At 51.4% G+C, this 25,618-nt stretch carries 33 protein-coding genes; all 33 read left to right on the top strand.

Annotated elements, in window-relative coordinates; all coding sequences use genetic code 11:
• The 33 genes from AC812_RS17635 (at position 1) to AC812_RS12115 (ending at position 25,608) form a co-directional block, all read left to right on the top strand.
• Positions 1 to 729 carry a hypothetical protein gene (locus AC812_RS17635; protein ID WP_148667154.1) on the top strand — a complete coding sequence of 243 codons (729 nt, stop codon included), beginning with the start codon at positions 1 to 3 and terminating at the stop codon, positions 727 to 729.
• 2 nt (positions 730 to 731) lie between these two features.
• On the top strand, positions 732 to 1,049 hold the full coding sequence (locus tag AC812_RS12260; RefSeq protein ID WP_061918877.1) for a hypothetical protein: 318 nt from the start codon (positions 732 to 734) through the stop codon (positions 1,047 to 1,049).
• A gap of 1 nt (position 1,050) precedes the next feature.
• Positions 1,051 to 1,263: a hypothetical protein gene (locus AC812_RS12255; RefSeq protein ID WP_061918875.1), complete on the top strand. Its 213-nt coding sequence runs from the start codon at positions 1,051 to 1,053 to the stop codon at positions 1,261 to 1,263.
• Complete coding sequence (locus tag AC812_RS12250; RefSeq protein ID WP_061918873.1) at positions 1,260 to 1,460, top strand: hypothetical protein; 201 nt, start codon at positions 1,260 to 1,262, stop codon at positions 1,458 to 1,460. Before AC812_RS12255 ends, AC812_RS12250 begins: the two co-directional genes overlap by 4 nt.
• 4 nt (positions 1,461 to 1,464) lie before the next feature.
• A complete protein-coding gene (locus tag AC812_RS12245) occupies positions 1,465 to 1,683 on the top strand; it encodes a hypothetical protein (protein WP_061918871.1) in 219 nt (72 codons plus the stop codon).
• A 10-nt stretch (positions 1,684 to 1,693) separates the two neighbouring features.
• A complete protein-coding gene (locus tag AC812_RS18290) occupies positions 1,694 to 1,825 on the top strand; it encodes a hypothetical protein (protein WP_272897787.1) in 132 nt (43 codons plus the stop codon).
• Between the two features lie 9 nt (positions 1,826 to 1,834).
• The gene (locus AC812_RS12240; RefSeq protein ID WP_061918869.1) at positions 1,835 to 3,583 is read left to right on the top strand and encodes a ParB/RepB/Spo0J family partition protein; all 1,749 of its coding nucleotides are present in this window, start codon (positions 1,835 to 1,837) and stop codon (positions 3,581 to 3,583) included.
• Entirely contained in the window at positions 3,580 to 4,140 is a 561-nt protein-coding gene (locus tag AC812_RS12235) for a nucleotidyltransferase family protein (protein ID WP_061918867.1), read from the top strand. Before AC812_RS12240 ends, AC812_RS12235 begins: the two co-directional genes overlap by 4 nt.
• A gap of 64 nt (positions 4,141 to 4,204) precedes the next feature.
• Entirely contained in the window at positions 4,205 to 4,585 is a 381-nt protein-coding gene (locus tag AC812_RS12230) for a hypothetical protein (RefSeq protein ID WP_061918865.1), read from the top strand.
• Between the two features lie 209 nt (positions 4,586 to 4,794).
• The gene (locus tag AC812_RS12225) at positions 4,795 to 6,852 is read left to right on the top strand and encodes a hypothetical protein (protein ID WP_157235463.1); all 2,058 of its coding nucleotides are present in this window, start codon (positions 4,795 to 4,797) and stop codon (positions 6,850 to 6,852) included.
• A gap of 3 nt (positions 6,853 to 6,855) precedes the next feature.
• Positions 6,856 to 7,137: a hypothetical protein gene (locus AC812_RS12220; RefSeq protein WP_061918858.1), complete on the top strand. Its 282-nt coding sequence runs from the start codon at positions 6,856 to 6,858 to the stop codon at positions 7,135 to 7,137.
• 4 nt (positions 7,138 to 7,141) lie between these two features.
• The gene (locus tag AC812_RS12215; RefSeq protein ID WP_061918856.1) at positions 7,142 to 7,330 is read left to right on the top strand and encodes a DUF2292 domain-containing protein; all 189 of its coding nucleotides are present in this window, start codon (positions 7,142 to 7,144) and stop codon (positions 7,328 to 7,330) included.
• Between the two features lie 154 nt (positions 7,331 to 7,484).
• Positions 7,485 to 7,823, top strand: a complete 339-nt coding sequence (locus AC812_RS12210) for a hypothetical protein (RefSeq protein WP_061918854.1) — start codon at positions 7,485 to 7,487, stop codon at positions 7,821 to 7,823.
• 4 nt (positions 7,824 to 7,827) lie between these two features.
• Positions 7,828 to 8,178: a hypothetical protein gene (locus AC812_RS12205; protein WP_061918852.1), complete on the top strand. Its 351-nt coding sequence runs from the start codon at positions 7,828 to 7,830 to the stop codon at positions 8,176 to 8,178.
• The gene (locus tag AC812_RS12200; protein WP_061918850.1) at positions 8,168 to 9,163 is read left to right on the top strand and encodes a hypothetical protein; all 996 of its coding nucleotides are present in this window, start codon (positions 8,168 to 8,170) and stop codon (positions 9,161 to 9,163) included. Before AC812_RS12205 ends, AC812_RS12200 begins: the two co-directional genes overlap by 11 nt.
• 2 nt (positions 9,164 to 9,165) lie before the next feature.
• Positions 9,166 to 9,582, top strand: a complete 417-nt coding sequence (locus AC812_RS18465) for an HNH endonuclease (RefSeq protein WP_061918848.1) — start codon at positions 9,166 to 9,168, stop codon at positions 9,580 to 9,582.
• A gap of 1 nt (position 9,583) precedes the next feature.
• Positions 9,584 to 10,126 (top strand): hypothetical protein, encoded by a 543-nt coding sequence (locus AC812_RS12190; protein WP_061918846.1) that lies wholly within the window; start codon positions 9,584 to 9,586, stop codon positions 10,124 to 10,126.
• A gap of 53 nt (positions 10,127 to 10,179) precedes the next feature.
• Entirely contained in the window at positions 10,180 to 11,751 is a 1,572-nt protein-coding gene (locus AC812_RS12185; RefSeq protein WP_061918844.1) for a terminase large subunit, read from the top strand.
• Positions 11,751 to 11,918 (top strand): hypothetical protein, encoded by a 168-nt coding sequence (locus AC812_RS17630; RefSeq protein WP_157235457.1) that lies wholly within the window; start codon positions 11,751 to 11,753, stop codon positions 11,916 to 11,918. The genes AC812_RS12185 and AC812_RS17630 overlap by 1 nt, the downstream gene beginning before the upstream one ends.
• Complete coding sequence (locus tag AC812_RS12180; RefSeq protein ID WP_061918840.1) at positions 11,908 to 13,155, top strand: phage portal protein; 1,248 nt, start codon at positions 11,908 to 11,910, stop codon at positions 13,153 to 13,155. Before AC812_RS17630 ends, AC812_RS12180 begins: the two co-directional genes overlap by 11 nt.
• A complete protein-coding gene (locus tag AC812_RS12175; RefSeq protein WP_061918838.1) occupies positions 13,133 to 14,284 on the top strand; it encodes a head maturation protease, ClpP-related in 1,152 nt (383 codons plus the stop codon). The genes AC812_RS12180 and AC812_RS12175 overlap by 23 nt, the downstream gene beginning before the upstream one ends.
• Positions 14,284 to 14,646: a hypothetical protein gene (locus tag AC812_RS12170; protein WP_061918836.1), complete on the top strand. Its 363-nt coding sequence runs from the start codon at positions 14,284 to 14,286 to the stop codon at positions 14,644 to 14,646. The genes AC812_RS12175 and AC812_RS12170 overlap by 1 nt, the downstream gene beginning before the upstream one ends.
• 15 nt (positions 14,647 to 14,661) lie before the next feature.
• Positions 14,662 to 15,795, top strand: a complete 1,134-nt coding sequence (locus tag AC812_RS12165; RefSeq protein WP_061918834.1) for a major capsid protein — start codon at positions 14,662 to 14,664, stop codon at positions 15,793 to 15,795.
• 15 nt (positions 15,796 to 15,810) lie between these two features.
• On the top strand, positions 15,811 to 16,314 hold the full coding sequence (locus tag AC812_RS12160) for a head-tail connector protein (protein WP_061918832.1): 504 nt from the start codon (positions 15,811 to 15,813) through the stop codon (positions 16,312 to 16,314).
• Positions 16,311 to 16,655 carry a phage head closure protein gene (locus tag AC812_RS12155; protein WP_061918830.1) on the top strand — a complete coding sequence of 115 codons (345 nt, stop codon included), beginning with the start codon at positions 16,311 to 16,313 and terminating at the stop codon, positions 16,653 to 16,655. The genes AC812_RS12160 and AC812_RS12155 overlap by 4 nt, the downstream gene beginning before the upstream one ends.
• A gap of 1 nt (position 16,656) precedes the next feature.
• On the top strand, positions 16,657 to 17,061 hold the full coding sequence (locus tag AC812_RS12150; protein WP_061918828.1) for an HK97-gp10 family putative phage morphogenesis protein: 405 nt from the start codon (positions 16,657 to 16,659) through the stop codon (positions 17,059 to 17,061).
• Entirely contained in the window at positions 17,058 to 17,402 is a 345-nt protein-coding gene (locus tag AC812_RS12145) for a hypothetical protein (RefSeq protein ID WP_061918826.1), read from the top strand. Before AC812_RS12150 ends, AC812_RS12145 begins: the two co-directional genes overlap by 4 nt.
• Before the next feature lie 4 nt (positions 17,403 to 17,406).
• The gene (locus AC812_RS12140) at positions 17,407 to 18,318 is read left to right on the top strand and encodes a major tail protein (RefSeq protein WP_061918823.1); all 912 of its coding nucleotides are present in this window, start codon (positions 17,407 to 17,409) and stop codon (positions 18,316 to 18,318) included.
• Positions 18,319 to 18,327: 9 nt separating this feature from the next.
• A complete protein-coding gene (gene gpG, locus AC812_RS12135) occupies positions 18,328 to 18,645 on the top strand; it encodes a phage tail assembly chaperone G (RefSeq protein ID WP_061918821.1) in 318 nt (105 codons plus the stop codon).
• Between the two features lie 202 nt (positions 18,646 to 18,847).
• A complete protein-coding gene (locus AC812_RS12130; RefSeq protein WP_061918819.1) occupies positions 18,848 to 21,112 on the top strand; it encodes a phage tail protein in 2,265 nt (754 codons plus the stop codon).
• A gap of 59 nt (positions 21,113 to 21,171) precedes the next feature.
• Complete coding sequence (locus AC812_RS12125; protein WP_169787307.1) at positions 21,172 to 22,455, top strand: hypothetical protein; 1,284 nt, start codon at positions 21,172 to 21,174, stop codon at positions 22,453 to 22,455.
• Positions 22,452 to 23,531: a hypothetical protein gene (locus AC812_RS12120; RefSeq protein WP_061918815.1), complete on the top strand. Its 1,080-nt coding sequence runs from the start codon at positions 22,452 to 22,454 to the stop codon at positions 23,529 to 23,531. Before AC812_RS12125 ends, AC812_RS12120 begins: the two co-directional genes overlap by 4 nt.
• Positions 23,524 to 25,608 carry a hypothetical protein gene (locus AC812_RS12115; RefSeq protein ID WP_061918813.1) on the top strand — a complete coding sequence of 695 codons (2,085 nt, stop codon included), beginning with the start codon at positions 23,524 to 23,526 and terminating at the stop codon, positions 25,606 to 25,608. Before AC812_RS12120 ends, AC812_RS12115 begins: the two co-directional genes overlap by 8 nt.
• The last annotated feature ends 10 nt before the right edge of the window (positions 25,609 to 25,618 follow it).

Here is a 25,618-nt window from a genome sequence, read left to right as displayed (position 1 = left end):
ATGCCAGACTGGTTATTCCGGCGTGCCATAGAGCTGTTCTTGCTTGCGGGCAGGAACGGGAACGATGGTGTACTACCGCCCGTAGAAGATATGGCGTGGATCCTCCGTCTCGATGAGACGAAGCTGAGCGAGGCTCTCCACGGCCTGGCAGAAGTCGGGGTGGTGCATGAAGCGGAGCCTGGTGTCTGGGTTGTGACTCATTTTGCGGAGCGTCAAGATGCTGATACGCCGGCCGAACGCGTTGCCAATCACCGCAAAGATGTAACGAAACGTTACAAAAACAGAAACGAACGTGTAACGAAACGTTACGTAGAAGAAGAAATAGAAGAAGATAAAGAAAAAGAAGAAGAAAAAGAAGTAGAAGTAGATGCAGAAGCAAAAAGCGGCGGCGACCAAAAACCTGACGACGATTATTTTTCACCGACGATGAAACCGTTGATTCAGGCTTTCAGCGCCGCAACGGGAATCCATGCGCCTATCGGCGGCGGAGGCCAGACCCGCCGCTGGCATGATGCGATGCTGGAGCTGATGCGGATGCGCGCTTCACCGGAGGAAATTGACGCAACCTGCCGGGAGATGCTGGCGCAGGGGCTCAAAATTGCCGGTCCCTGGTCGATTCTGAACGGCGTGAATGTTTTCCGGTCCCGTCAGCGCGCCCCGAAAAACGGCAAAAAGCAGGATGTGGACGAGATCATCCGCGAGTATATCTCTGAAAATCCAAAGGTGTGACCATGAGCGATCTGACCAACGAACAGATACACGAACATGCACGCAGTGAATGGCTGGCAGTGTTGTCCCGGCTGTGGGTTGCGATTGGGCGGGAAGTAGATAAGCGGCAGCTGCTGGTTTACGAGCAGGCGCTGGGGATGCTGCCCCTCGGCCTGTTGGAACTGGCGGTAAACGAAGTATTGTATCAGCACCGCTATACCAGCGTTCCGACCATAGCCGATGTGGCCGAGATGGCCAAGCGGATTGCCGGCGTGTCCAGCCTGCATCAGGCCGGAGATGCCTGGTTGTATCAGCGCCGTCCGTTTGCATGGAGATTTTAAGATGGCAGGACGGTGTGCGGAAGCATGGCGGTTATTCTGCGAGGTGGAGCGGCAGATCACCCTGGCGCGGCTGGAACAGGTGGACGAGGAAGAATATCCGCCGTATGTCGAATCCATAACGCGTTACCGCTCCCACCTGCGCAGCTGTCCGCAGTGCCAGACGATGCTGGCGGAACTGCGCGAGATTTCCGATCGGAAAGAGTCAAAAGCATGAACGGTGTAATCATCGAGAAAAGTTTGTGCCCGGTTGGCGAAGAAATAGACCGCGATCTGGATAATCTGCTGGCAAAACAGCAGGACGATCCGACACCGCAACGAAAAAACGAGATTCACAATCTACTCAAGCACTATTTCGGTCACCGCCGGAATTGTTTCGACTGCAAAGTGGCGTTCAGATTTGTTGAAGAATGAAATTATGGCTGAAAATCAGCTCTTCTTCTGCGGCTATGTGATGTTTCCGGGGGTGGATGTGAACGAGTACTGGGATTTCGTTCGCAAATCCATGCCGATCCGCGATGTCAAAAATGGTCTGGAAATGGGCGTGTTTCCGCCGGGGCTGATCATGAAGGACAATTACAACAATCTTGCAATTGTGGACCGCGACCGGCGGACGTTGAAAAAATTGATGTGGTGAGGGTATGAAAATGAGCAATCCGTACAAACCAAAAAAAATCAGCGGCTGGTTCGATTTGCTGCTGGTGTGCATTCTGGCCTGGGTGCTGGTGATAGTTTCTATCGTGCTGCTGCCGGAGATTGTGATCAGGTTGGTGAGGTGAGGTGATTTCATGCTTCGAATGCTATTCCCGATTTATTCCATTTTTCCAAACCCCTGGCAGCCGCGCACAGAAGAGGACGCGGAGCACATAGAGGCACTGGCGGCGTCCATTCTCGCAGACGGATTGCTGCAAGAGCCGGTTGGGCGGCTTTGTGATGCAAGCGGCAAGCCGGTATCGGTTCGCGAGGTAATGACAAGAATCAACGATCCGCGTGAAATCTTCGAAAAACTTGGCTGCGATGTCCAACTGGCATTTGGTCACAGCCGGCTGGCGGCATACCGGTTGCTAGACAAACGCTGCGACAATGGACAGTGGGGGGAAATGCCGGTGAGAATCAAGGACATCAGCGATGAAGAGATGTTCCGATTGGCAGTGAGTGAGAATATACAGCGCCGCGACCTGACGCCCATCGAAGAGGCGCGGGCAATGCGGCGCTATCGGGAGGAGTTCGGCAAAACCAGCAGGGAGATCGGGGAATTATTCGGCATTAGTGAAAGTGCGGTACGCAACAAGATGCGTCTGCTGGAGTTGCCGGAAAAAGTGCAATTGTATCTGGCCGGTGGTGTAATCACCGAACATTTTGCGCGCCGGCTGTTGAGCGTGCAGAAGATACTGCCGGCCGAGCGCATCGAGTATTTGGCCGATGAAATTGCCGCGAATCACTATGACAAACCGGAGCAGGTGGACAACATCATTCGCGCGGTAATCAGCGGAGAGAAGCACATCCAGCGACTACATACTTACTGGCAGAATAACGGGAAAGCCAATGATCTGTTTCCGCTGGACTGGGAATCTGGAAAAATCAATTATCAGGTTACCATCAGTGATTTCAAGAAGTGCTACCGCGGGCCGGCAGAAATCACCCTGCCTTATCAGAGCGTTTTATCCTCCGAAGAGACCATAACTCTGGACATTGAACAAATTTCCTTATTGGCTTCGGCTAAGGCAGAGGGTATCAACGCTGCTTTGGCCAACCAGCTAGCCGAGGAATTGCCGGAGGCCGTAGAAGTTTACAATCATTTGAAGAATCCGCCGACGTGTAGTAAATGTCCGTTTTATCTGACTATCGCCGGTGAGGGGTTTTGCGGGCGTAAGGTCTGTTATGAGCGCAAGAAAGCCCGATGGATCGAACTGGAACTGGAGCGCGTTTCCACGGAAACGGGTATCTCGATTTACGATCCGATCGAGGATGGAAATCAATTTGTCCAGTACGTTTCGTGGGGTGAATTGGGTGATTATTTCAAAAGTGCCATTCAGGAGAAATCACCGCATTTGCGATTGAAGGGATACGCCGGTGGTAATGCGTATACAACTCATACCGGATCGCCGGTGGTACAGATCGTCAGTGTTGAGCCGGCGGTAATTCAACGCGCAGCCGAACTGGAATCCATCCGGGAAGATGACGAAAGATGGGTAGAGGAACAGGAGCGGCAAATCCGTAATTTAGAGGAGGCGGATGAGTATATCAATCAGATCGCCCCAATTTTTGCCGGTTATTTGTTTGGGAAATGGAATACAGGATCAATCGAATTTCTAATTCGTGCTATCCGTCTGGGTGTAGCAGTAAAGCCGGGTGACGAAAATTATCGGAGTGAAGTGATGACGCGGCTTGGTTGGTATTTGCTGCAATGTGTTATTGGCAATGTGCGTATGCAGGGCGTTGAGGCAACGAAAAAATATGCACTTGGTTTGGCAAAAGAAATTGGTCTTCCTGAAGAGCGGTTGTTGAGTGTTTCTGTGGAAACGGAGGCAGCGTGAAAAAAGAATTTACTTTGAAAGATGCACAAGAGGCCGCTAACGAGATTGCCAACATACTGCGGCCGGTTTGCCATCGTGTAGAAATCGCCGGCAGTATTCGCCGGGAATGCAATAAAGTTCACGACATAGACATTGTCATCTGGCCAATTGTTGAAACGCTGCGTATTGAGCAGATCGGATTATTTGGACAAGGCGAATGCATTGTAAATATTTATCCTGGCCGGCTGCTGCAACTATTCGATAAAAAAGGATGGGGAACATTCAATCCGAAAGAATATCCTCGCAAACTCAATTTCCAATACGTCCAATACGGCGAGATACCTGTGGAATTATATATTTGCGAGCATGACGGGTCAAACTTCGAGGCATTATGGCAATTGCGCACAGGAAGTGCGGAATTCAACAGGAACTTAGCAGTTCGAGCGATGCGGTTGGGATTGCAGTATCGTGCCGGTTATGGGATTTTCCGTGGAGAGGAACGAATTGATGACGGCACAGAAGCTGGGATATTCACGGCGCTTGGTTTGAAATTGGTAAATCCGGCGGAGCGGAGATAGATGCTTTTTTAATAAAAACAAATGTTGTTTTGTAATAATATGGGTAAAAGAAAGGAGAATTGAGATGCCGTATTGTAATCCCTACCTTCATGACAAACTGCTTGACGCTATCCGCACGGAGTGCAATAAGATGGTGTTGTGCAGCCAGGTGCCGACTACCTTCACGGAAGCGAACGTAACCTACGCCCTCGCCGATGTAGCCATGAGCCCAACGGATTTCACTATCGCCAACGGCGATGTGTCAGGACGCAAGATTACCGTTGCCGCCAAGAGCGGTGTACCGGTGGATGTAACGGGAGACCCGGTCGTGTGCGCACTACTGGATACTGTCAACCAGCGTCTTTTATATTACGTTGACGAGACCGGCTCGCAGACAATTTATGCCGGCAATACCGTGAATATTCCCTCGTTCAAGATCGAGAATCGCGATCCGGTCAACTCGTAATGGCCATTGTTGTTGAGTCCACATCCAGTGCTGTACCCGGCGGAAGCGGTACGACTATAGTCGTCAATACTCCCGCTGGCGTGCAGGCTGGCGAGGTGCTGGTTGCATTCGTTTCCTGTGCATTTACTTCAGGAACGTTCAGTGCCTCTGCTTCGGGATGGACTCTTGTGCGGCAGCGGCAGCACTCCAACAATCAGCAGGGCCTTGCCGTGTTAGTTCGTATTGCTCAGGTGGGCGAGCCATCATCGCACACCTTCAACATCAATGTAACCGGATCGTCGCGGCGCGGAATTATGGTGCGCCTTTCGGGAGCAGATTCGACTACGCCGATCGACGGCACGCCGTCCGATAATATCGGGACTGGAACGACCGTCACAGCGACCGGAATTACTACCACGCACAATAACAGCCTGGTGATGATGGCGGCGAACTGGTCAGCGAACTCTGTCAACTTTACGCCGTCCGGCATGACCACGACGCTGGCCATCAACCGGCTTGCCGGAGCTCACGTCTTACAATCCACCGCCGGAGCAACGGGAAACAAAACGGCAGCCATCGATAACAGTACCTGGATCGGAATTCTCTTTGCCGTCTCGGAGCAGCAGGCACCGCCCAACCTTCCTCCTGATGTATCCCTGATCACACCCGATCAGGCACAATTAAGTTCGCCGGTGCAGCTGGACTTTGCCGGCACAGACCCGGATAACGACAGCATCACATATCAGGTTGAGATAGCCGATAATGCTCTTTTCCAGAGCGGCACGGTTGTAACGAGTGAGCAACCATCCGGAGCGGGAACAACCATACATCCCAACCCGGTGGCCATAACAACGTGGGAAGGGTACTGGCAGGTTGATGACCGTCTGGGTATGGGATTCCAGGCAGCCGGTGGAATTCTGGATTCGGTGGACTTCCGTTTTGGACCGCACGAAACCACGCCGGAGCTGACCAACGGCTATTACCTGGCCAGAGTATATGAGGCAGCCGGTTATCCGGTAAATCCGGTTCCGCCGGTTTGGTCGCCGTCCACCGCTTATACGGTCGGACAGATTGTTCGCCCAACCAGCACCGCCAATGCCGACTTGCACTTTGTTTACCGCTGTAAAATTGCGGGAACAAGTGCGGCATCAGAGCCGGCCTGGCCGGGGAACGGTGTTGCGTGGAAGACGGTACCATCTGGAACTGAAGTAACGGATGGTACGGTTACCTGGGAGGCCTTGCCGGGTCTTTATCCGGTAGGAGCGGCCGATGCGGCGAACACACCGACGCCGGGCTGGCTGGCACAATCCGAAATATATCTATACAACCCCGGTGCGGCCGATCTTGGTTGGAAAACGCTTGCCTTTACCGGTGCAAACCGTATTCGCCTCGAACCGGGTAAGTTTTACATCATCGTTCTGGATTGGCGGCCAAACGACACAAATACAAACAACGCCCTTGCCATCACAACGGCCGGCACGTCTGCCGCGACATCCGCGGGTAATGTGTACCTGGACGGCGCCAACTCGACGAATAACGGCCCTCGCATTACGGATGATGCCTGGTACCGCGTCCGCGAGGTGCTTGCCGAGACGATGGTAACGTCTAATGTTGATTCTGGCTTTGCGAATCAGACGACTCCAGCCGATACAGACCCATTTAACAGCGGCGATACAATACGCCTGACAACCTCATGGCCATCTTTAGGTACGCATTTCTGGCGGGTGCGCGGGATGGACCCAGCAGGGTCAAACAGCTGGGGAAACTGGACTACATCCCGATCATTCGATGTGCTTTCATCAGGTGCACTGACTTTGAACAATGTCCGGCAGGAGCAGGTATCACAACAAATATCTTTAACACAGATACATGCTTCAATAATCAGTAATTCATACCAGCAGCAGGCCTCTGGACTAATGACCATTACGCAAGCCCAGCAGGTTTTACCCGCCGCGGTTGCGGGCATTCAAATTGCCGCGACCGTTCAGGTAATTCAGCAGCATGCCACCTCAATTGCCGGTACGGCGCATGATCAGATTTCTTCAACGATACAGATAACCACAATTACCGAACTAACTTTGATGAATGCTGCGCAGGCACAGGGATGTGAGATTATCAATATCGGCCAGCAGCATAATGTCATGCCGGGTAACGCTGTGCACATCAATTGGGCAGATAAAATCAACTTGGCCGGAACGATTGATGAAACAGGAACAATCATGATGCGGACGGTAAAAGGCAGCATTTTGAAAACGATCAATCAGAATGGAAAATCACAGCGGAGGTAACAGATGGACATCTATCGTATACAGACTAAAATCACCAAGACGGTTGAAATTCGCAATTCCGCGGGAAATCTTGTTGATCCATCTTCAATCGTCTTCAATGTGCAAAAGCCGGACAGAACATCAGAAACCATCCTGTCTAACGATCCGCGAGTCGTACATTCCGCCACCGGTGTTTTTGCATTGACGATTGAACTGGATATGCTGGGCTTTTGGGCGATCAATACTCAATCAACCGATCCAACCGAAAGCATTACAGAATATGTGTATTGCGATTCTCGATTTTGATAATATGGAAGAAATCACAGAAGAACAAATCAACGAAGTCATGGGGGTGATCGATCTTGACCGCCTGATCAAGCTAGCTCAAAGGATAAAGGCTGTCAAAGAACACAAACATGGCGAAGTATCACTGGTTATAAAAAACGGGGAGATTGTATATATCGAAACCAGAATATCTGAGAGTGCCAAAAAAAAATAATCAAAAATCGGTTGTAATTTTGTCAATTATCTGTATAATATAAATAACTAGCTCGTCGGGAGCTGGCCAGACCAGCCGGGGCTTTCTGTGGTTTCGATTTTTTAATCGAGGCCGCGGAAAGCACCGGCTTTTTTTATTAAACCGGAGGTTCAAAATGGCGGGAGAGATTTTTGGCACATTGACGTTACTGCTGCTGCTTGCGTTTATGTGCGAGACGCTGATTGAGGCTTTATTTGGCCGTATCGTAGATCACATTCCGGCGCTTCAGCCATACAAATGGGCGCTGATCTATTTTGCAGTTGCAGCCGGTATTGGCGGGGCTTTTGTTTACCAATTCGATTTGATTTACCTCGCCGGCAGATTTGTCGAGTCACCGGTGGAAAAGACAACTTTTGGCGTGGTGATCACGGGTATTGCTATTGGGATGGGGGCTGGATACATCCACCAGATGATCAGCACGTATTTCCCCTCCAAGAATGATGTGCGCGGCTAAGAAAATGTCCGACGGAATCGTTGTTGCTATTCTGGGTGCGCTCAGCACGGTAGCCGGCGGAATCATTGTCTATCTTGCAAGCCGAAAAAAGAATCAGGCAGATGCTGCTGATGCGGTTACCGATGCAGCTCTTGCGTTGATCAATCCTCTCAAAGATCGTCTGGCAGAACTTGAGGCAAAAGTGAAGAAACAGGAAAACGAAATTGCAAATCTGCGCAGGCAAGTTGACCGATACGCGGACAGGATTATTGTGCTTATGCGCGGAATTGAGAACTTGATCAAGCAGATCGGTGAACTCGGAGAAAAACCATGCTGGGAACCGGACGAGTGGAGCGGGAGCGGTGATGATCGGTAAGTCTATTTATATTTGGGACGTCAATTCATGCTTTGGCGGTAAAGTCAGCAAAATTGCAACCGAGTTAAAAAACGCCGGTTTTGATTCTGCGGTATTGCATTCATCCAATCTCGTTTACTGGCGTGACCAAAAGAGGGTTGATTTGATATCCGCACTGAAAGACGCCGGTATTGAGACCATTGGAGGCGCGGCTGTTTACGGAGCAGATCCAATCGGTGAGGCGGTTGCGGCTGCGGACATCTGTAATGATTATGGTCTGTCGGCGTTTGTTTTCGATGCGGAATCGAAATTTGATGCTGTTCCGAATTCTGATCATGCTGCCGAGGAGTTATTACAAAAGTTTCGCGAACAGTCCGGCGCCAGGATCGGATGGTGCTGGTGGGCAATGTACCAGTCGCCATCCAGTAGAGGTGTATGGCATCCGGTTTCCGTATTGCGTTCTGCGATGGCCATTGCGGATTTCGGCATGCCGATGATGTATTGGAATTGGGGAGACGATCCTCTCAGTGCAGTGCGCTATGCCGAAGAGAGCTGGAAGCAGTGGCGCGCTGTGACCGATAAACCGATTGTCCCCATTGGCAGAGCGTATCATGGCGACGGCGGAATTGTGTTTCCGGAATCCATCACGGCATTTTACGAGGCAGTCGTCAAATTCGGTGCGGCTGGGGTTTGCTGGTGGTCGTTGCAGAATGCGCTTGCCCTGGCATCGAGTGGCGTGTGGGACGCATTGATTGCCCTGCCCTCCCACGCACAACAGTCGGATGAGCCTATTGCAGCCGAAACAGCGGTTGTACGGATCAACCGAATCAATTTCCGAACGATGCCGCAAGTAACCACTCATACTGTAATTACCCAGCTGCCCAAAGGGATACAGGGAAAGATTATTGAGATCAAGCAGGATGGAAATAACGTCTGGGCAAAAGTCCAGATCGAGGGCTGGATGGCAGTAAAGCACAATGGACAGACCCTGGTTGATTTGAGGTGATCATGCCAAAGGCTGCTTTGAGACCCTGTCGTTATCCGGGATGCCCCGAATTGGTAATAGAGGGGTACTGCGATGATCACAAGCCGTTTCCACAGAAACGGCAGAGTGATTATCAGCGGTTGTATGACCGGCGGTGGCAGAAGCGGCGCGAGCAGTGGCTTACTCATCATCCGTGGTGCGAGGAATGCTTGCAGCAGGGATTTTATATTCCAGCAACCGAAGTTCATCACCTTGTGCCACATCGCGGGAACATCGAAATATTTCTCAATTCTCCTCTTGAATCGTTGTGCAAGTCCTGTCACTCACGTAAGACGCTTGAAGAAATCAAAGGGAGGGGGGCTGAAAAAGTTTTGAATGGGAGGGTGTCGAGCGCAGGCGGGCATCCGCGCGAAAAAAAATCCCAACGTGAGGAATCCTGACATGCCGGTAAGAAAACCAAGAGCTCTGATTGTGCGACATGAGACCGCGGCGGAAAAAACCGAGCGCGAATCGCGAGAGATGGCCATGCGGCCGAATCGTGATTTACCTCTCAGTGCTCCGGCTCGGCTGCGCGGGCATGAAATTGCCGAAGCAACCTGGCGGCGTCTGATGCGTGAGTTTATGTCGCTTGAGGGCGAGATCGTAACCAGGCTGGATTTCGATCTGCTGGTGGATTACTGTATCCTAACCGAGCAGGTTCACGAGCTGGACGCAATGAGAAAAGCAGCTTATGACCGCTGGGTAAGTTTACAAATTGAACAGGCATCCGAAGAAACACTTGTCGAGGCATACGATGTAGTCGTTAAGCTGGATTCGCGGACTGATCGCAAGCGCGCACTGCTCTTACAGATACGGCAGTCTTTGTACTTGACTCCTAGAGCAAGGGCTGGAGTTGCACCGGCGAAAAAAGAGCCGGATGAGCCGAAAGACGAACTGGAGAAGCTCCTCGATGATGTAAGCGATTTTGTGAATGGCACTACATGAAGCGATTTGGATTATTTATTCTCTTCTTTCTATTCCTGCTAGGCGGAGGTTCGATGTTCAGTGAAGCTCATGCCCAGCGGGCAATTACCTTTTTCGAATCGCTTAAGCACACCAAAGGCCGGTTTTACGGGCAGCCGTTCAAGCTGCTTGATTGGGAAAAACAGATCGTGCGGGATGTGTATGGGACGGTTGATGAGCGCGGGAAACGTATCATCAAATACGTCTATATTGAGATACCCAAGAAAAACGGCAAAAGCGAACTTGCGGCCGCCGCGGGGTTGTATCACACCTTTGCGGATCGCGAAATTAACGGCGAGGTGTACGGCTGCGCCGCCGATCGCTCGCAGGCTTCAATTGTCTTTGATGTTGCGGTGGACATGATCGACCAGGTGCCTGCTTTGAAAAAGCGCACCAAGTTGCAGCTCAGCAAGAAACGCCTGATTGACAAGGTGACCGGTACGTTTTATCAGGTGCTGAGCGCCGAGGCATATACGAAGCACGGCTTGAATCTTTCGGCCTGTATATTTGATGAACTGCACGCCCAGCCAAACCGCGACTTATGGGATGTGATGACGTTTGGCGCCGGTGATGCGCGCGAGCAGCCGATTTGGTGGATCATCACTACTGCGGGTGATGACCCGGATCGGGTCTCAATTTGCTGGGAACAGCACGAATATGCCCGGCGAATCATTGCCGGTGAGATTGTTGATCCCACCTGGTACGCAGTGATTTACTCCTACGACGGAGATGATATTTACAACGAGGAAAACTGGAAGAAGGCTAATCCGAGCCTGGGGGTGACTATACAGATTGATACCATACGCGAAGCGGCCATGAAGGCGAAAGAGCGCCCTGCGGACGAGCGTCTGTTCCGCTGGTTACGCCTAAACCAGTGGCCGACCTATAAACTCACCAGCTGGTTGCCATTGGAATTATTCCATTCCACGAATGGCAGCTGGGGCAGGGCGGAGATGATCGGCATGGATTGTTACATGGGGCTGGACCTTTCCTCAACCACCGATCTGACCGCACTGGCGCTGGTCTTTCCGCCGCAACCCGGGCTTTCAGAATGGCGCGTCATCTGGGAAGGCTGGATACCTGAGGAGAACATGCAAGACCGCATCCGAAGAGATAAAGTGCCGTATGACCAGTGGGCAGCACAAGGCTGGATTACCCCAACTCCCGGCAACGTAGTAGATTACACCCGGATTCGTGACAAGATACTGGAGTTCAAGGCGCTGTACAACATCAAAGAGGTTGATGCCGATCCGGCGTTTGCGACCATGTTGTTACAGGAATTACAGCAGGAAGGGCTGACCGTCGTGGGCATTCCGCAAACATTTGTGCAATTGACCGACCCGATGAATCAGATTGAGGTGCTGTTGAAAGAAAAAAAGATCAGCCACGAACCGAATCCGGTTGCGGCGTGGTGCTTTGGTAATACTTCCATAGCCAAAAATGGCAGCGGCTTGATCAAATACGTGAAAGAAAATAAAGGCAAATCGCTGGACCGCACGAAACGAATTGACTACGTGGCCGCGTGGGTGATTGCGATGGCCAGAGCGCGTTATTACCAGAATGAAGACCTGAGCGCCAAAATACTCGATCCAGAATGGGGCATGTGATGAAGATACTCAAATTTTTTGATGATCTGCTTTTGCTGGCCGGGTGCATTTGTATCCTGTATGGCCTATCACTCTGGTCGGTGATCGTTACGTGGATTGTGGGTGGTCTGATGCTGATCGGCTGGAGTTTGCTGATCGGAAAGGTGATGGCGAAATATGCTGATTAGAGAACTTTTGAAGAGTGCAAATGTGAAAGAGGCGCCGGCTCAAGAGCAGCCGCGTTATGAATACGTGCCGTCCTATGGATATTCCACCGAAGCCGGAGAGCAGGTAACGGTTTATCGCGCACATTCAATAGCTACCGCTTATCGGGCGAAAAATATTATCTCAGACGATGTGGCTAAACTCCCGTTTCAGGTAATGCGCCGAAACGGCCGCCAGGTTGAGCAGATACAGCCTGATCCGGTTACACGCAATATCGCTTATCTGTTACAGGTATCTCCCAATATTTGGGGCTGGACGCCGTTTCAATTCAAAAAGGCAGTGATCGAATGGCTGTTGTTTTACGGGAACGCCTATATCTGGTCCCCGGTTGTTGGACCGCGTCAATTACTGGTATTACCGGCGGATCGCACCATGCCGGTTTTCACACTGGACGGCGAACTGTGGTACCGCCACACTTTTTCGAATGGTTCTACAGGTTACATCCCGGCCGTGGAGGTGCTACATTTGCTGATCAATCCGGACGCAACTGGTTTTGTCGGCCGCGGAGTGATCACATTTGCCCGGGAGACGTTTGGCCGGCAGCTGGCGGCTTACAAGGCCGAATCGAAACTGTACTCGCAGGGTATGTTGCCGGCCGCATATATTCAGTTTGCAGGGGAATTGAACAAAGAAGCGCGCCAGGCAGCGCGTCTTGAATACGAACGGGCGATGAGCGGTGCGGAGAACGCTTACCGGCTGGCAGTTTTCGATAACAAGATTACCAAGTTCGAGCCGATTCACATCCAGCTGAAAGACGCTCAATTTCTTGAATCCATTGATGCTACCGATCGAGACATTTGTAATTTCTTTGGACTGCCTGAGCACATGCTCAATCGCGGGAAGGAAGCCTACAACTCTAACGAACAGAAGTATCTGGAGTATCTGCAAGGCACGCTGGATGCTTATCTGGTCCCGTGGGAGGAAGCGGCACGGATTCGCTGGCTGTCCCAAGAGGAACAGGCAACGCATTATTTCAAGTTTATTCGCGAGGCGCTCTTACGAATGGATAGTAAGGCGCGGGCAGAATCAATGGCCATCCGCATTCAGAACGGCATGATGACGCCCAACGAAGCCCGCGAGAAGGACGATATGAGCGCTTACCCGGGCGGTGACCGCCATTACATGCCGATGAATTACCAGGCCATTGATGTAATCGATGGAGAAAAGGAAGGTGAAAATGGGAGCAATAAGACCGCATAAAACCCCTGTGGATACCGAATCGGACTGGGACGGCCCTGCCGAAGTGGCCGAGGCGCCGAATGATGCTGATGTTTTGCGCTATATGCACGCCTGGGTGGATGATGAAGGCGACCCTGATGCAAAGACCAGTTATAAATTTCCGCACCATGAGGCAGGAACGGACACACCAGCCAATATCAATGCTGTGAACAACGCTTTAGCCAGGCTGAGCCAGGCGGATATTCCCGATGCAGATCGAGCCGGGGTTGAGGCGCATTTGAGAGCCCACCGGCGTGACGCCGGGCTGGAAGACAAAGTGGAGAACATCAAACCGAATACCAGGCAGCCTATTCGCTGCTTTGAGGGAAATGCAAAACCCTATGAGCCGTTTTGGCGGATTGTCAATGCGGAAAACAGCGAAACCGGTGAGCCGGAGATCGAATTGTACGGATATATCTCCGAATACAGCTGGTTCGATGACGATATCACTCCCAAAATGTTCAAAGATGATTTATACCGCACGGGCGGTGGCGGTCCTGTCACGATCCGGCTGAACTCCTACGGCGGGGATGTGATTGCTGCCAGTCTGATGCACACCATCATTCGCGATTATCCCGGTCGAGTCACTGTGCAGATTGACGGCATTGCCGCCAGCGCAGCCACTGTTGTAGCCGTGGCCGGGGATGTGGTCAGAATACAGGAAACCGGATACTTCATGGTGCACGATCCCAGTGTAGTGTTTCTGATGGCTCAACTAAACATCGAAGACCTCACCCGTATGGCAAATGCTTTGAAAGCCATCAAAGAAGGAATCCTCAATGCCTATGTGAGCAAAACCGGTCTCTCGCGAGAACGGTTGTCCAGATTGATGACCGAGGAAACCTGGATGGATGCGCAAAAGGCACTTGATCTCGGTTTCGTAGATGAGATCATCCACTATGAAAAACCCATTCCAATCCAGCTGCCTCAGGGCGCAGCTGTTGTAAATGCCCTGCGCAATTACAGCAATCTCCCAACCCCAATTGCACAAGCCCTGGAAAACACAAATATCTTGCCGTCGGAATCCAGCGCGCTGACGGAGGATATGAAACATGAAGCTCAGGTTCTTTATGAGCGAGTACAAAACATTTTGAAGAAAGGAGTACGGTAATGCCAGACTTGAAACCTTTTTACGATGCCGTAATTGCGGCTGAAGAAGAAGTGCAGCGGATTGCCAATCAAATCCACGAACACTTCGTATCCGGGACGGAAGAAGGGAAAATTGCCGCGCTTGAACTGCGCTCGGCGCTGGACGAAGCACAGAAAAAGCACGAAGAGGCAGTTGCCCTTTATGAAGCAATGCAGCGGGCGAATCGCCCTAATGATATTGCCAAAAACTTCATTCCTGTTTCGTCCACCGATTCGGCGGTTGTGGACAATCAACCAACGGTGATCAAACGTCAGGAGTACGACCGTATGTCGCTTGTGGATCGAGCGCGGTTCATTCGCTCCGGCGGAAAAATCGAAGACTAAAAACGGAGGCTCAAAATGGGTAATACACTCACCAATTTAATTCCAACCATCTATGCAGCTGCTGACATCGTCATGCGCGAGCTGACCGGTTTCATTCCGGCGGTTACGCTGGATGCGAGCGGCGAGCAGGTCGCCAAAGACCAGGCGCTGCGCTACCCGATCGTACCTGCCAATGCTGCAAGTGATATTGTCCCGGCTGCGACCGGTCCCGATCCGTCCGCGGTGACAATCGGTTCGGATTTCATGACTATCAGCAAGGTACGTTCGGTGACCTTCTTCTGGGAGGCAGAGGAACAGAAATCCCTCGGCGGCCTGTATGACATCATCCTGCGCGACCAGTTTGCCCAGGCGATGCGCACCCTGACCAATGAAGTTGAGACTGACCTTGCGGCTCTCTATGTGGCAGCGAGCCGGGCACACGGCACGGCCGGCACCACGCCGTTTGCATCCGATTTGAGCGACGCTGCAAATTTGCTCAAAATTTTGAAAGATAACGGTGCACCCACCAATGATTTGCAGCTGGTCATCAATACCACAGCCGGTGCCAAACTGCGTACTCTCACCCAATTGACCAAAGCCAACGAGGCCGGCAGCACTGATTTGCTGCGCCGCGGTATCCTGCTGGATGTATTTAGTTTCGCAATTCGCGAGAGTGCACAAATTGGATTGCATACCAAAGGCACCGGAACGGGATATCTTGTAAACAGTGGTTCCGGTCTGGCGGTTGGCGAGACCACCATCCCGGTTGACACCGGCAGCGGCACCATCCTGGCCGGCGATATTGTGACTTTTGCCGCCGACACCGCCAATAAATATGTGGTTACCTCTGCGCTTTCTGGCGGCAGTTTTAAGATTGCTAAACCCGGATTGCGTGTTGCAATTCCGGATAACAATGCCGTCACTGTGGGTAATAACTACACTCCCAATCTCGGTTTCAGCCGGTCTGCCATTCATTTGTTGATGCGCGTTCCGGCCATGCCCCTGGGCGGTGACGCTGCGGATGATGTGACTGTGATCACCGATCCGCAGACCGGCATATCGTTCCAGGTGGCCATGTACCGCCAGCGGCGCCGGATTGCGTACGAGGTGGCACTGGCCTGGGGCGTGAAGGCAGTCAAACCGGAAGCGATTGCTACTCTGCTTGGCTAATGAGGAGGTCCACCTGTGGCAAATATACTGACTACTGCTGAAGCGGCCAGTGTGCTGCGCTGCACCATCGATAACGAGGAAATGCTGCGGCTATTGCCGCAGGTGGACGCTTACATCAAGCGGGCGACGGGCCGGGATTGGACCGCAGACCCGGTTATCGCGCCTGAGGCGAAAAATGCCGCGCGCATGCTGCTGGTCTTGTGGTTCGAAAATCCCGGCATGATTGCATCCGGTATCGCCACACTCAATCACGGGCTTACTGCTGCGCTGGTCCAGCTCGAAGCAATGGCACTCAATTATCACACCTTCGAAGGATTGTCCGGATCAGGATATATTTCTTTGCCGGGCGTGAAGAGGGGAGATGTTGTTGCCAGTGTAACGGGAATCATCGGCTTGAGCGGTGATCAATCCGCCAGTTTCGAAACTGTAATCAGCCTGGATGATCACCTGAAGCAAGTGGCGAGTGATCTGAGCGGCAAATGGTTTCGAGCGCATATCATTCCACCCGGTGATTTATGAGAATCAACGATAAGCCGATCAATCCAGGAGAGTTGCGCACGCCAATAACGCTGAAGAAGCGGACGGTAACAACCGATGCCGGCGGATTCAAAACGGAGGTTTATACCAATGTTGCAACTGTTTATGCCAGGTGGCAGAACGCTCACGGCAGAGAGGTATGGACCGCGGACATGGCCGGCGCCATTGCTCCTGCTACTGTGCTTATCCGCTATCTGGCTGACATCGATGAATCCTGGGTGGTGGATAAAAACGGCGAAATTTTCGAGATTGTATCTATCGACAACATCATGGAACGCAATGAATATCTTGAGATCAAGGTAAAGCGATTGAAGGCAGGCTGAAATGGCTACAAAAGCGACATTGACACTCAAAGGATTGGATGAATATCTCGAAAAAATAGCCGCAGCCGGGAAAGACGTGGATGAGGCAGCTGCAAGAGCCGTGCTGGCAGGTGCTGAGGTACTGCAAGAGGGTATGAGGAATCGCGTCCCGGTGAGAACCGGCAATTTGCGTGAAAATATCCGTATTTTCGGACCCGAATGGGACGGTAATTTCGTGTTTTGCGAGGTTGGTTTGATCCACAGGCGCGGCTGGACGGATGCAGATACTGCCCGTTACGGCAATGCCCAGGAGTACGGAACATCCTCAATGGCTGCCCAGCCTTACATACGGCCAACGATTGCAGAAGATGGAAAAAAAGCACGGGATGCTATGAAAGAAAGCCTTGAGGAGAGCGGCGTATTATGACGATCTGGGAACGGATATACAATGCGCTTGCCCCTCTCGGATTGCCTATGGCGGCCGGGGCAATGATCGTGGACAGCGAATCGGAGCGCCCGGACACCTATCTGGTGTACTTCCTGGTTTCATCGCCTCCGGTCCAGCACGCCGACGACAACGAAACGCTCCGCTCATATCTTGTGCAGGTTAGCGTTTACAGCCGCAATGGTCTAAAAAATCTACCGGATATTGCGGGAGCGATGAAAACAGCCGGATTCACGCAAGGGGCGAGACGCGAACTACCCTACAATCCAGAGACCAGGCATTACGGTCTGGCGATGGATTTCAACTACCTGGAAGAGGAGTAAAGAAATGGCAAACCCTGGAGAATACAAATCTAAAATTGGCTTGAGTTCGTTATACGTTGCCGAGGTCACGCAAGACGATGCTCTCGGTTATGCAGCCGACACTCCTGAGTATCTTGCTCCGGCGGCAGAAGCGAGCCAGGAGCCGACCACATCGTTCGAAATTCAATATGCGGATGACCAGCCTTATGATGTGATGACCAGCGAGGGCGATACCAAAATCAATCTGACCGTAACCGGCATGCCCATCGAAATGCTGGCCAAAATCACCGGACGGGTTTTCGACCCGACTACCGGGCGCATGTTTGATAATGCGGGAGTTGCACCGTACTTTGCACTCAGTTTTCGCAGCCTGAAGTCGAATGGCAAGTACCGCTACTATCAGTACCTCAAGGGCAAATTCGATATGCCTAAAGAGGAAACCGCCACCAAAGGCGAAAAACCTGAGCCAAAAACCTTGCAGCTTACCTTCACGGCAATCAAAACGGTTTACAAGTTTGATCTTGGCGGCGGCGTTTTTGACAGCGTCAAACGAGTGGTTGGCGATGAAGACACAACGAACTTCAACGGGGCAAACTGGTTCAACGCTGTTCAGGTGCCCGGTGTCGGCTCGATCTCTGCTCTTGCTCTGATGAGCAGCGTACCGCTCAATGACGCGACGGGCGTTTCGGTCAGCGCGAATCTGACTCTCACCTTCAACAATGCCCTAAAGGACTTCGCCACCAGCGGTGTGGTGCTCCTCAAGTCGTCGGATGGTACGGTCATTACCACATCTAATTCGCTTGATGCTACCAAGAAGATCATCACCATTGATCCGACCAGCAACCTGACCGCATCCACGAACTACCTGTTGACATACGCCGTGATGGATATTTACGGTCAAACACTCAATGGCGCGATCCAATTTACGACTGCATAAGGTGACAATATGACCGTCGGTACACCGCTCACAATTACGCTATACGACGAGAACGACGAGATCAAAGCGAGCTACACCCGCGCTTTTGTGCCGTGGCGCATCCTCAAGGCAGCTGTGCGTATGGCGAAAAGCATGGATGTCAACAACATGACTGAAAACGATATCGATGCCCTGGCTTCGCTGGTCGTCGAGGCGTTCGGAAACAGGTTCTCGATTGAAGACCTGAACAACGGCGCTGACGTCAGCGAAATGGTGACCGTGCTGCAAACAATCATCAACAAAGCGCGCGGGCTGATGCCCTCAAACCCTACCCCTCCGGGGCTGTAAATGCCCCGGAGGAAATTGAGGATGACTGGCTGCTTGATTTCGAAATATCGCTGATTAAGGCATTTGGCTGGAGTCTGCGAGACATTGATGATACGGACATCGAGAGTTTACTGCCGGTGGTCGCGAGATTGAGCGATGCCAGTTCAGGCAAGACAATGTATTGTGATCAGGTAGATGGCTGGTAAATCGGAGGCCGGATGACATGAGCGACAATCCGCTGAGTTCTAAAATCAGTCTGGATACTACCGATTTCAAGGCGGCGGTGGCTGCCCTGAATCGGGATATTCGCATCATTGAATCCGGCTTCCGCGCCTCAGCCGCCGCTCTCGGGGACTGGTCAAAAAGCGCGGATGGATTACAGATGCGCATCAAGGCGCTGACCGGTCAGATAGACCTCCAACAAAAAAAGGTTGGGGCTTTACAGAATGAGTATCGGCGCATTGCTGCCGAGAAGGGGGAGAATTCCCGCGCGGCGCAGGATTTACAAATCAAATTGAACCGCGAAACTGAAACTCTGAACAGAATGCAGTTTGAGCTCAAACAGTCTCAAACTGCGCTGGATCAGATGGGTAAAGAATCGCAGGACGCAGGAAAAAAAGTTGAAGAGCTGGGACGCGCCCAGGCTGAAACAGCCGAAAAAACACGCGGGCTGTCAAACGTTTTGGGCGCTTTGGGCGGGGCAGCAAAAATCGGCGTTGCGGCAATCGCCGCGCTTGGGGCAGCTGTGGCTGGAATTGGACTGGGGGTCACCAAACTGATGGTGGATACCGCAAAGTTCTCCGGCGAACTACTGGATTTGTCCAATGTTACCGGATTGAGCACTACGCAGCTGCAAGAATTGAATTTCGTCGGCACGATGCTCGGCACCGATCTGGATACGATGACCGGTTCTTTGAGCCGATTAACCCGTTCGATGGGTGAAGCCAGCCAGGGCAATAATGATGCTGCCAAAGCATTCCGGGCTTTAGGCGTACCGATTCGAGATGCAAACGGCGCATTGCGCGATTCGCGAGAAGTGTTCTTCGAGGCAATATCCGCACTTGGTGGCGTCGAAAACGAGACAAAGCGCGATGTGCTGGCCATGCAATTATTTGGCAAGTCCGCGATGGAACTCAATCCGCTGATCAAAGCGGGGGCGGATGAAATGGCTGCGCTGACAGAAGAGGCTCACAAGGTCGGCGCGGTGATGGGAGAAGAAAACGTCCGGGCTTTCGAAGCATTTGACGATAAATTATCTACTCTAAAACTGGGTTTGCAGGGAACAGTTCGGAATCTGGCGGCAAGTTTCCTGCCCGGATTTAGCGGGTTGGCCGATACTTTGCAGGGATATCTTTCGCGCCTTGTCGGAATCGTGCAGGAATCGGACGGCGATCTCGGCGCTGCGGCGGCCGGTATTGGCGGATTGATCGGAGAAATCATCGGCGATGCAGCCGAACAGGGACCGCAAATGCTGCAAGCGGGGCTGGGAATCCTTCAGGGAATCATCAGTGCGATTGTTGCTCAACTGCCGGCGTTGATACCGGCAGCAGTCAACATGTTGACCACGCTGGTTAATTTCATTATTCAGAGTGTGCCGTTATTGCTTCCCGCGGGAATAAATATTTTGCTGGCGCTGGTAAAAAGCATTTTGTCGCAGCTGCCGATGATCATTAATGCTGCCCTGCAATTGATTCTCGCGCTGGCCACCGGCATTGCCGAAGCAATTCCGCAGTTGTTACCGGCTGTGGTCGAAATCATCCCGCAAATTGTTTTGACATTGATCAGTAATCTTCCGCTGTTAATCAATGCTGCCCTGCAATTGATTCTCGCGCTGGCCACGGGGATCATTCAGGCAATCCCGGTGCTGCTGCCGTATATCCCGGAGATCGTCATTGCGATTGTGGACGCGTTGATCGTCTCGCTTCCCATGATTGCGGAAGCAGCCGTCGAACTGGTGCTCGCGCTGATTGACGGCATCGGAACAATGCTCCCGGTGCTGGGAGAGGCAGCCGGTGATTTGATTACTGCACTTGTGGACGGCATTGACCGCCTGATGGGGACGATCCTCCAGGTCGGTGAAGATATCGTGAACGGAATATGGAGTGGTATTCAAGAGCGGGCGGAATGGCTGAGATCGCAGGTCGAGAAATTTATTGGCGGAATTATTGATGGTGTCAAGGACGCGCTCAAGATTCAAAGTCCATCCCAGGTCTTTGCCGGAATCGGCGAGAATATGGCGCTGGGGCTTGGAATGGGGTTCTCGAGCCAATTTCGCGATATTGAACAGGATATTAATCGGGTAATCAGGGGAATGACCGCGGAAACTGCGATGTCGGTGAGCATACCCGGAAATGGGAGCGCGCTTTTGGGCGGCACGGCAGCGGTGCCGATCAACATTGTTGTGCAGGCAAACGTCAACAACAATATGGACATGGAAGTGCTGGCCAGAACGCTGGTGAAGAAGATTGAGAGGGCACGCGGCAGATGATTACACTCAAACTGATTGACGAATCGGCAAACGAAATTAACCTCAATAGCGGGGATATTGTGCTGCTGGATGGTTATTTTCCGGAAACTGCACTTGATTTGGAACAGCGAATCGGCGAGTCGTTTGATGTGATGGTCAAGGGTGCTCTGGCCGTCGATAAGATACGATCTATCAATCGTTTTTTTGAATATGCGCGCAATAATACGATTGGTCCAAATGGGGTATGGGTTTATTTTTCAATTGACGGTGGTACAGCGTGGCGGTCGAGAATCTATAACGGGATGATTTCTTACAACAATCGCCTGTACAGCCAGTTTCGCAGGGGTGTGATCAGGGCTACTATTTTTATTGAGCGTGATCCGTTTTGGGAGGGACCGGAACAACAAATACCACTGACAAATGGGAACGGTACGAACAATACCAGCGGTCTAAATGTATACAACGCGAATGACGGCGCGGGAAGTGCACCGAACAAACGCAATAATTACATCGAAATTGCCGACAATGCTATTTCTGGCGATTTGCCGGCTCCGGTGCGGCTGGAGATGACCAATCAGTTCAACTCCAGCGCACGGTTATCGGAATTATGGATTTCTCACAATGTTTATTCGACGCCGGCGACATTCCAGCATGTTATTGAGGGTGAAGCAGGAATTGCATTGCAAGGTGGTATTACCAACCAGGCTGCGTCCGGGTATAGCGGTGGATATGTGAAAGATTTCGTATGGTCCAATTCGTATCAAATACCTCTCGTGCGATTCGAGCTGAATACCGCTTATCTGAATGCTGCCAACAAACGCTGGTTCAAGATTTTGTGTGTTTTTACGAGTTCTGTTCAGCAAGACATCCGGTTGCAGACAAAAATCATGTTTCCGGCTGGATCAATATTGACTACCGTGGCTTCTTCGCAAGAGGTTCTACTCAGCGGCGCTCGGATACAGGAGATTGGCGAAATACAGATACCGCCCTGGCTGCTTTCGAGCGGAGACTTGGCACCGGTTGATCTGGTGATCTACGGGCAAAAAAGCGGGACAGCGAATATGCAAATAGATTTTTTGCAAATATCGCCACTTGACGGCTATCGTGTCCTCATCCCACGCGGGTACGGGGCGGCTTACGGCGTGCGAATTGTGGATGATGGTATCAATCAGCAGTTGTACACGGATGGATGGTCGGAGGGCGGGAAAACAGGGCATTATACCAGCATTGGCAAACCACTTCAGATCGTGCCGGGCAAGCTGCAAAGGATTTATTTTTTGCAGCAAGGCAATACCGGTGATGCGGATATCATGCGTGTTTTATCGGTCAAGGCATACTACCGGCCGAGGAGATGCGGATTATGAGTTTCAGCATTCGCATCATGGACCGCGGTTTTCAAAATCCGCTGACACTTCCACCGGTGGAATTTATTCCTGAGCGGTATTCGTTCCATGCAATCGGCGGTCCGAAATCGGCGATTATACAGGTCAGGGGGACCAACGAGCGGGCGATCTGGGAACTGATTGAATATTTACGCTGCCCGGTTGAGATTTTTGATGACCGCGAATCTTGCGTGTGGTGGGGATACATCAATCAAATCGAAATCAACGTTGGAAGGCTGAAGGTTGGAGTGAGTCTGGACGAAATGTACAACCAGATTGCGGTTATATATACCGTGAACAACGCAAAAGCAATCACGCCATTTGCGTTTGATAGTAACTCCGTAGCCACTTACGGAGTCAAAGAACTGGTTGCAACGCTATCGGATGCAAACGAAGCAACCGCGCTGGCATATCAATCCAATCTACTCAACGCGGCGAAATATCCGATACCAACAATCGATATTTCCGAAAGTGAGGCATTATCCGCAACGATTACCTGCGCGGGGTGGTTTGAGACATTGGACTGGAAGTATTATTCGTACACCGGGTCGGGTGATTTGAGCAATCAAATACAGATTGAGAATATTGTTAACAATGCGGGTCAGTTTCTGACGGGGATAGAGTGGCGCGGGACAATCAGTACTCCGTCATCTGACCCTGACCGCAACGGCGATACAACGGCACTGCATAATTTACTTGATTTACTGGATGCCGGCAGCGGCAGCAAGCGCTTGCTGGCAAGCGTAACAAGGGATAGACGATTGATTGTTTATCCAGAGCCCGATCCTGATCCGTATAAGCCGGAGATTTATTTACTGTCGGACGGGAGTGTGCAAAACATCTGGGGCGATCCGTACCACGCAACGACCTGTCCGGTGGGCGTGTGGGCCCGGCTGAAAGATGTGATTCCGGGCTCTGTTGATCTCGGTCTGATCGCCGATCCGACCATGTTATTTATCGAGGAGGCGGAGTTCGACGTGCAGATGAACAGGTATTTGCCTGCTGCGCGGTTACAAAGGAATCCGCTCAGTATTGGTACGAGGATGATGGATGGATAAATTACGCATTGGCGAGTTATACGCAAAACTCAAGCCACGCATCCTGGAACTGATTAATACCATCGGCGGCGGAACGGGTCCATTTGCACCAACACCGCACGGGCTCAACTCTCCGCACCATACGGGAAGTTTGGATGATAATCAGGCGCCACAATTTCTCAAGATAGACGGAACGCGCGACCTGATTGGCAACCTGAATGTGGCCAACGGGATTACGATTGACGGCGTTGACATATCGGCATTATCGGCGGCATACGATGCGCATCTGATCACGGATGCGCATACAATCTATGCACACGCCGAGGGGAGCGGGACGCGAAGAGCATATGAGGCCGGACGGCTTAATAGATCAATCCTGGCTGGCAACGGACTGACCGGCGGCGGACTGTTGACAACTGACCAGACCTTGAGTGTGCTACTTAATGCTTCCTGGTCTGGCTTGTCGGTTGACGGGAATGGCCTACGAATCAATACGGCTGCGGCTTTTACATGGACGAACGATCATGTGTTTCAAGGATTGACTAAAACCCGCCATTTATATCCTGAGTTAACTGACACATACGATCTCGGCTCATCGACTTTGCTCTGGCGTAAGGGTTGGTTGAGTGAGCTGGATGCAATTTTGTTCTCGCAAAACACCGTTACGTTGTTGGGCGGTTGGCTGCTCATCAGCAAAGATGAGGGGGCGCTGGCTGCGAATGTCGCGCCGGCAGATACACAGATTGATTTCGGCAAGACGATGACGCCGGGCGATTTTGTTTTAATCCGCGCTGCCGGTCAGGTTGAGTACATGCGGGTCGGAACGCTGGTTGGCGGCACGACTTATAATGTTACTCGCAATCTGGACGGCAGCGGAGCAAACACATGGTCATCGGGGACGCCGTTTGCGGTCTTAGGTCAGAGCGGGCAGGGGCGGATAGAACTCAATGCGTATGATACGCCGCGGATACAATTGATCCGGCAAGGCGCAACCTATAACGCGCAAACAGAGATCATCCGCATCGGCGATCTTAACGGCAATTGGGGGTATAGTGCACAGAAGTGGGGCGTGGCTATTGGTGAGTATGCCAGCGGGAAAGCCAACATTACCATTGACCAGGACGGTATTATCCGTATCCGCAATTATGCTACGGATGTCATCAAGTTATCCGGCACGGATGCAACAATTGAGAATGTACTCAAAATTGCAGGTACTTCCAGTGCTATCGCTATTGGCAACCCGCCGCCCACTTCGTCCACCGCAGGCACGGGATTGTGGATAGACAGGACGGGCTTGTATGGTCTCAACGCAAGTGTCAGGCAGGCATACTTCGGAAGCGATGGAAAGTTGTATGCTGGTGGTGGAAATGTAATAATTGATGCTAATGGAATAAGTCTAAATGTTGCGGACGATGGTATTCCGCATAATTCTTTAACTTTAAAATTTATTGACTTTTCAACTTCAACAAAATATGGCGATATTGGAATGTGGTATCATGGGCAATTGGCTATTCAAGCGGCAACTGCTGTATTTATAAGTAGTTATGACATCGTTTGTAATTCTAATGCTATTGATTTAGAGGCAGATACTATTAGACTAGAACCACAAACATTTGAGGTAGGTAATACAACAAATGTAGAAATTACTGGATATATTGCAAAATCTACTGCAATTGCTTGTCGTGCATACAGAAGCACCGACCAACCTATATCAAGTGGAGCATGGACTACAATCTCTTTTTCCGGTGTTGGTTGGGATAGTCATCCATCTGGGATTTCAGACCAGTGGTCATCTGGCACACCTACCAGATTAACCTGTCAAGTAAGCGGATTATATCTTATTACAGGACAGTTGAGTTTTGCCGGTAACGCAACAGGCAGACGAATAGGACGAATATATCTTAATGGCTCAACGGAGATTGCTTTACAATCGCATCCTGCAACAAGTACAAATCCAATACATATTACTTTAAGTGTATTAAGGATATTAAACAGTGGAGATTATATCGAATTAGGAGCATATCAAGACAGCGGGAGTTCTTTAAATGTTTTGACTGGTAGTTTTACGCCAGTATTATCATGGACACGAATTGTTTGAACAGAAAGGA

Origin of the sequence: Bellilinea caldifistulae, from assembly GCF_001306055.1 — a bacterium.
GTDB classification, from domain to species: Bacteria; Chloroflexota; Anaerolineae; order Anaerolineales; family Anaerolineaceae; genus Bellilinea; species Bellilinea caldifistulae.
The sequence above is the reverse complement of the archived record's forward strand: the minus strand, read 5'-3'. Positions and strand labels throughout refer to the sequence as shown.

Excerpts from the sequence above, each read along its gene's own strand:
- AC812_RS17635 (WP_148667154.1), top strand. The coding sequence starts at position 1 with ATGCCAGACTGGTTATTCCGGCGTGCCATAGAGCTGTTCTTGCTTGCG.
- AC812_RS12260 (WP_061918877.1), top strand. The coding sequence starts at position 732 with ATGAGCGATCTGACCAACGAACAGATACACGAACATGCACGCAGTGAA.
- AC812_RS12255 (WP_061918875.1), top strand. The coding sequence starts at position 1,051 with ATGGCAGGACGGTGTGCGGAAGCATGGCGGTTATTCTGCGAGGTGGAG.
- AC812_RS12250 (WP_061918873.1), top strand. The coding sequence starts at position 1,260 with ATGAACGGTGTAATCATCGAGAAAAGTTTGTGCCCGGTTGGCGAAGAA.
- AC812_RS12245 (WP_061918871.1), top strand. The coding sequence starts at position 1,465 with ATGGCTGAAAATCAGCTCTTCTTCTGCGGCTATGTGATGTTTCCGGGG.
- AC812_RS18290 (WP_272897787.1), top strand. The coding sequence starts at position 1,694 with ATGAGCAATCCGTACAAACCAAAAAAAATCAGCGGCTGGTTCGATTTG.
- AC812_RS12240 (WP_061918869.1), top strand. The coding sequence starts at position 1,835 with ATGCTTCGAATGCTATTCCCGATTTATTCCATTTTTCCAAACCCCTGG.
- AC812_RS12230 (WP_061918865.1), top strand. The coding sequence starts at position 4,205 with ATGCCGTATTGTAATCCCTACCTTCATGACAAACTGCTTGACGCTATC.
- AC812_RS12220 (WP_061918858.1), top strand. The coding sequence starts at position 6,856 with ATGGACATCTATCGTATACAGACTAAAATCACCAAGACGGTTGAAATT.
- AC812_RS12215 (WP_061918856.1), top strand. The coding sequence starts at position 7,142 with ATGGAAGAAATCACAGAAGAACAAATCAACGAAGTCATGGGGGTGATC.
- AC812_RS12210 (WP_061918854.1), top strand. The coding sequence starts at position 7,485 with ATGGCGGGAGAGATTTTTGGCACATTGACGTTACTGCTGCTGCTTGCG.
- AC812_RS12205 (WP_061918852.1), top strand. The coding sequence starts at position 7,828 with ATGTCCGACGGAATCGTTGTTGCTATTCTGGGTGCGCTCAGCACGGTA.
- AC812_RS12200 (WP_061918850.1), top strand. The coding sequence starts at position 8,168 with ATGATCGGTAAGTCTATTTATATTTGGGACGTCAATTCATGCTTTGGC.
- AC812_RS18465 (WP_061918848.1), top strand. The coding sequence starts at position 9,166 with ATGCCAAAGGCTGCTTTGAGACCCTGTCGTTATCCGGGATGCCCCGAA.
- AC812_RS12190 (WP_061918846.1), top strand. The coding sequence starts at position 9,584 with ATGCCGGTAAGAAAACCAAGAGCTCTGATTGTGCGACATGAGACCGCG.
- AC812_RS12185 (WP_061918844.1), top strand. The coding sequence starts at position 10,180 with ATGTTCAGTGAAGCTCATGCCCAGCGGGCAATTACCTTTTTCGAATCG.
- AC812_RS17630 (WP_157235457.1), top strand. The coding sequence starts at position 11,751 with ATGAAGATACTCAAATTTTTTGATGATCTGCTTTTGCTGGCCGGGTGC.
- AC812_RS12180 (WP_061918840.1), top strand. The coding sequence starts at position 11,908 with ATGCTGATTAGAGAACTTTTGAAGAGTGCAAATGTGAAAGAGGCGCCG.
- AC812_RS12175 (WP_061918838.1), top strand. The coding sequence starts at position 13,133 with ATGGGAGCAATAAGACCGCATAAAACCCCTGTGGATACCGAATCGGAC.
- AC812_RS12170 (WP_061918836.1), top strand. The coding sequence starts at position 14,284 with ATGCCAGACTTGAAACCTTTTTACGATGCCGTAATTGCGGCTGAAGAA.
- AC812_RS12165 (WP_061918834.1), top strand. The coding sequence starts at position 14,662 with ATGGGTAATACACTCACCAATTTAATTCCAACCATCTATGCAGCTGCT.
- AC812_RS12155 (WP_061918830.1), top strand. The coding sequence starts at position 16,311 with ATGAGAATCAACGATAAGCCGATCAATCCAGGAGAGTTGCGCACGCCA.
- AC812_RS12150 (WP_061918828.1), top strand. The coding sequence starts at position 16,657 with ATGGCTACAAAAGCGACATTGACACTCAAAGGATTGGATGAATATCTC.
- AC812_RS12145 (WP_061918826.1), top strand. The coding sequence starts at position 17,058 with ATGACGATCTGGGAACGGATATACAATGCGCTTGCCCCTCTCGGATTG.
- AC812_RS12140 (WP_061918823.1), top strand. The coding sequence starts at position 17,407 with ATGGCAAACCCTGGAGAATACAAATCTAAAATTGGCTTGAGTTCGTTA.
- gpG (WP_061918821.1), top strand. The coding sequence starts at position 18,328 with ATGACCGTCGGTACACCGCTCACAATTACGCTATACGACGAGAACGAC.
- AC812_RS12130 (WP_061918819.1), top strand. The coding sequence starts at position 18,848 with ATGAGCGACAATCCGCTGAGTTCTAAAATCAGTCTGGATACTACCGAT.
- AC812_RS12120 (WP_061918815.1), top strand. The coding sequence starts at position 22,452 with ATGAGTTTCAGCATTCGCATCATGGACCGCGGTTTTCAAAATCCGCTG.
- AC812_RS12115 (WP_061918813.1), top strand. The coding sequence starts at position 23,524 with ATGGATAAATTACGCATTGGCGAGTTATACGCAAAACTCAAGCCACGC.